This is a genomic window from Paracoccus shanxieyensis (genome assembly GCF_009711265.1).
Lineage (GTDB): Bacteria > Pseudomonadota > Alphaproteobacteria > Rhodobacterales > Rhodobacteraceae > Paracoccus > Paracoccus shanxieyensis.
Map to the genome: position 1 here is coordinate 1 of NZ_WMII01000059.1, position 3,076 is coordinate 3,076.

General features: G+C 60.7%; 4 protein-coding genes and 1 pseudogene. 4 read left to right on the forward strand and 1 reads right to left on the reverse strand.

Annotated features, from left to right (window positions below; genetic code table 11):
• Positions 1–125: 125 nt before the first annotated feature.
• From GL284_RS21120 to GL284_RS21135, 4 genes and pseudogenes are all read left to right on the forward strand, one after another.
• Positions 126–977 (forward strand): annotated as a pseudogene (locus GL284_RS21120) (DUF932 domain-containing protein); the annotation flags it as partial.
• 144 nt (positions 978–1,121) lie between these two features.
• Positions 1,122–1,322, forward strand: a complete 201-nt coding sequence (locus tag GL284_RS21125; RefSeq protein WP_155046374.1) for a hypothetical protein — start codon at positions 1,122–1,124, stop codon at positions 1,320–1,322.
• Positions 1,315–1,755: a JAB domain-containing protein gene (locus GL284_RS21130; RefSeq protein ID WP_041528428.1), complete on the forward strand. Its 441-nt coding sequence runs from the start codon at positions 1,315–1,317 to the stop codon at positions 1,753–1,755. Before GL284_RS21125 ends, GL284_RS21130 begins: the two co-directional genes overlap by 8 nt.
• A 94-nt stretch (positions 1,756–1,849) precedes the next feature.
• A complete protein-coding gene (locus tag GL284_RS21135; protein WP_279639320.1) occupies positions 1,850–2,374 on the forward strand; it encodes a ClbS/DfsB family four-helix bundle protein in 525 nt (174 codons plus the stop codon).
• A 70-nt stretch (positions 2,375–2,444) separates the two neighbouring features.
• Here the strand turns inward: GL284_RS21135 and GL284_RS21140 are convergent, their stop codons facing one another.
• On the reverse strand, positions 2,445–2,723 hold the full coding sequence (locus GL284_RS21140; RefSeq protein WP_020952657.1) for an HU family DNA-binding protein: 279 nt from the start codon (positions 2,721–2,723) through the stop codon (positions 2,445–2,447).
• Positions 2,724–3,076 lie beyond the last annotated feature (353 nt).

Consider the following 3,076-nt stretch of genomic DNA (forward strand, 5'->3'; position numbering starts at 1 on the left):
ATACATCAACGGCTTCTATAACCCGCGCCGTCGGCACTCAGCATTGGGAGGCAAAAGCCCCTTGGCCTTTGAACGCCACGTGGCCTAAACGAGCACTCGGAGCGGCACAAATACGCGACAGGTCCAAACTGCCGGCACCTCTGGCCGGGATCAATCTGCAGTATGGCCTCTCGGGTCACCGCGCCGAGCAGATCAAGACCTTCGAGACCGAAGACGGCAGGACAGAGCTGCGCGCGGTGACCGGCCCGGATTATGGCCGGATCTATGACCATGAGCTGGTCGAGGCTGTGCAACGCATCGCGGGCAATGGCACTGGGGATACCCGCTGGAAGGTGCCGGGTACTCTGGACTGGTCGACCGGGGTCTATAACCCGGACGTGGACATCACCCGCGACACGACCACGCTCTATGCCTCGGATCGCGATGTGTTCATCTTCCTCGTGGACGATCACAACCCGATCGAGGCGGGCAAGCTGCCCGATGGATCGCCGGATCTCTACTTCCGCGGCTTCTACTGTTGGAACTCGGAGGTCGGGGCCAAGACCCTTGGGATTGCCAGCTTCTACCTGCGTGCTGTGTGCCAGAACCGGAACATTTGGGGTCAGGAAGAATTCCAGGAGATCACCATCCGCCACTCGAAATACGCCGCCTCCCGCTTCGCGCATGAGGCTGCACCGGCGCTGACCCGCTTTGCCAATTCCTCGCCCTCGGGGTTCATCAACGGGATCAAGGCGGCCCGTCAGCAGATTGTGGCCCGGACCGACGAGGACCGGGAAACCTTCCTGCGCAAGCGCGGCTTCTCGAAGCTCGAGGCGGGCAAGATCATCGACAAGGTCCTGGTCGAGGAGGGGCACCCGGCCGAGAGCATCTTCGACTTTGTTCAGGGGATCACGCGTCTCGCGCGGGACAAGACCCAACAGGACACCCGGCTTGAGCTGGAGGGCAAGGCCAAGAAGCTGCTGGAGCGCGCGGGCTGACACCAGTCGCGCACCCATTCGTCCCATCATCACGCGGCAGCCTGGCTGCTTGTCCTCGGTTGCCGCGTCCCTTCCCATTCCCGGCCCAAGCGCTCGCGGCGTCATAGATGCGGGCAGTGGGCTACCCATTCCGGGAGACCCCTGATGCAAACCTTTGACGAGAAAGTGGATACCGCTGTCTATGCCGCCTTCATGGCGCTCGGCCTTCCGGTTGCCACGAATATGGAGCTGGCGATCCGGCTCAACGACTTCATCACCCAAGAATTCCAATTCGTCGTGTCAGATGATGACGACAACGGGGGCGCAACACTTGCCGGCGGGGCCGGAGGGCGGGCCGATGACTGAGCAGGAGCAAACCGTCATCCTTGAGGCGCGTGAGATTCTTGCGCGCTATTTCAACCAAAACCCGCTGCTGACCTCCTGGCAGGCTGTGCTGGACTATTGTGCCATCGCGGTACGGGGTGAGGTCGAGTGCTTTCATGTTCTCTACCTTGACCGAAAGAACCGGCTGATTTCCGATGTTCGGGTCTCGGTCGGCACCGTCGATCATGTGCCGGTCTATCCGCGCGAGGTGCTGAAATGTGCGCTTCTGATGAACGCATCGGCGCTGATCCTGGTCCACAATCACCCCAGTGGTGATCCCGAACCGTCTGATGCCGACCTGAAGATGACGAAGGAGATCCAGAAGGGCTGCAAAACGCTGGGTCTTACCCTGCATGACCACATCATCGTCGGGGCAGGGCGTGAGATCAGTCTGCGTGCTCGCGGTGATCTCTGAGCGCCAGGTCGCCAAATACTCACCGGACACGGGTCTGGCTTGCCATCCTTCACTTGAAACGCCAGTCAGATACACCGTTAAGAATTGTAGCTGAATGACGGAGAAGAGCCGGATGGTGGTTCCAAGTACAAAAGCCGAGCTACTGGAGGCGATTGCGACGACATTTGATCGCCTCACCATCGATCTCGCGAGGGGTTCAACTGACCGTGCAAGGGAGGCATCACTCGCGGGGCACGCGGCGGGGACAATGATGAGCCCAGCCGATTTGGTAGCTTATCTGATCGGGTGGAACGATTTGGTGCTCAAGTGGCTGGATCGTGACGACCGGGGCGAGCCGGTCGATTTTCCCGAGGCCGGGTTTAAATGGAATGAACTCGGTCTGCTGGCCCAGAAGTTCTACCGGGATCATGAGGCTTTGGATTGGGTCAGTCTGTTGGCACGCCTGACCGAGGCCAAGACCCGGCTGGTAAACACGATTTCCGCACGGTCCGACGCCGAACTCTACGGCGGGCCCTGGTATGGGAAATGGACGAAGGGCCGGATGATCCAGTTCAATACGTCTTCTCCCTACGCCAATGCGCGAGTCCGGATTCGGAAGTGGCTCAAGGAGAAGGGCTGAGAGCGATATAGCTCTCTGCTGCAAGGGGAAACCTGTCCATGCAGCAGAGGCGCCTGGTCTGCCTGTGGCCTCACGCCTTCAGCGCGTCTTTCACGGCCTTGGCAGGCGTAAAGGCCAGCTTCTTTGAGGCAGCAATGGTCACGGTTGCGCCGGTGGCCGGGTTGCGGCCTTCGCGTTCGGCGGTTTCCTTGACCTTGAACTTGCCGAAGCCCGGGATAGAGGTTTCTTCACCGGCAATGGCGGCGTCGGTCACGGCTTTGAAGACCGCCTCGACAGCGGATTTGGCCTGAGCCTTGGTCAGGCCATTCTCTTCCGCGACTTTGGCGGCGATATCGTTGATCGTGGTCATAGGGGTCGCTCCTGTTAGATCCCGATGACCATGTCAGCTTTGGTGCGCGACCGGAATCGTCAATTTTTGGTCGCGCGGCCGTTCAAGCCGTTTCCTGCTTCTTTACTGCTGGCGGGGCTTTGGCGTGCACTGCCGCAGACGGTGCGTATTCACGCATGCAGCCTATGGTCTGCTGGCATGCCTCATCTGAGGCTTGCAGCGGGGTGCTCGCCAGTTGCCGGAGTGCGCCGATAGTGCCCCGCGGCGTGGTGTAGGAGCGCCGACCCTCGGAGAGGTCAGGGCTTGTTCAGGTGGCCACGGCGGGCAGCCTGACGGTTGGATTGTCGGTCACACGGGCGAGCGTTTCAAGGCTC

Bases quoted from the DNA above. Each gene is read 5' to 3' on its own strand.
- GL284_RS21125 (WP_155046374.1), top strand. From the start codon at position 1,122: ATGCAAACCTTTGACGAGAAAGTGGATACCGCTGTCTATGCCGCCTTC.
- GL284_RS21130 (WP_041528428.1), top strand. From the start codon at position 1,315: ATGACTGAGCAGGAGCAAACCGTCATCCTTGAGGCGCGTGAGATTCTT.
- GL284_RS21140 (WP_020952657.1), bottom strand. From the start codon at position 2,723: ATGACCACGATCAACGATATCGCCGCCAAAGTCGCGGAAGAGAATGGC.
- GL284_RS21135 (WP_279639320.1), top strand. From the start codon at position 1,850: ATGACGGAGAAGAGCCGGATGGTGGTTCCAAGTACAAAAGCCGAGCTA.